Raw genomic sequence first — 925 nt, forward strand, 5'->3', positions numbered from 1 at the left:
TTTCCTAATCCTCGACTAACTATCATTGCTGTATTTTGTTCCTCATATAAGCCTGCTGTATATTTAGGTAGTATACCTTGATTCGGGGCAACTAATCCTCCGATAAATGGCAATCTAAATTGTCCTCCATGAGCATGTCCTGATAACACTAAATCTATTTTCTCATTAGCATACTCTGCCAGAAATTCAGGTCTATGGGATAGTAATACATTATATGTAGCTGGCTTCATTTCAAATTTTGCTTTTAAAATTTCATCTTTTACAACATTTCCTTCATCACGGTTTCCAGCTACAAATGCCGGATCATCAATTCCAAGTAAATTTATTTTTTGTTCCCCTTTATGAATCGTTACATGTTCATTTCTTAAAACCGTAACATGGTGTTTCTTTAATCCTTTCTCTAAATCATTATATTTCCCTGACCATTTTTCATGGTTTCCTGTCACAAAATAGACGGGATACTCCTTTACAAGCTCCCGTATTAATTCCATACTTACTTCTGCATCGTAGGATTTACTGTCAATTAGATCACCCGTAATAGCTATAATATCTGGGTTTATACTATTTACTTTTTGAATTAAAACATCTTGATTATCACCAAATTTTTTATTATGTAAATCTGAAACTTGTAGGATTTTATATCCTTTAAAATGGGAAGGGATTTTACTAGACGTTATATTAACTTCAGTTATACTTATTAAATTGTTCTGTACATATAAAAAGATACTAAAGCCTACTATTATGGCAATAAACAATATGATTCTATTCATATTTCTCTTCATATTCTCTCCTTTTATTTTCATAAAACGCTTATTTTATGTTAACTGTATTATATTATATATTTTTGATTTTTTATTGAATATAGTACAGTACATGAAATTTCATATCGGATACATCATATATATTTATTTTACCTTTATCCTCT

At 29.7% G+C, this 925-nt stretch carries 1 protein-coding gene; it reads right to left on the reverse strand.

Features of this window, described 5'->3' with window-relative positions:
* The coding region (locus tag KI369_RS28825) for a metallophosphoesterase (protein ID WP_212959037.1) at positions 1-782 on the reverse strand (782 nt) is incomplete at its 3' end.
* Positions 783-925: the final 143 nt, after the last annotated feature.

It is taken from the genome of Bacillus sanguinis (assembly GCF_018332475.1).
Taxonomy (GTDB): domain Bacteria; phylum Bacillota; class Bacilli; order Bacillales; family Bacillaceae_G; genus Bacillus_A; species Bacillus_A sanguinis.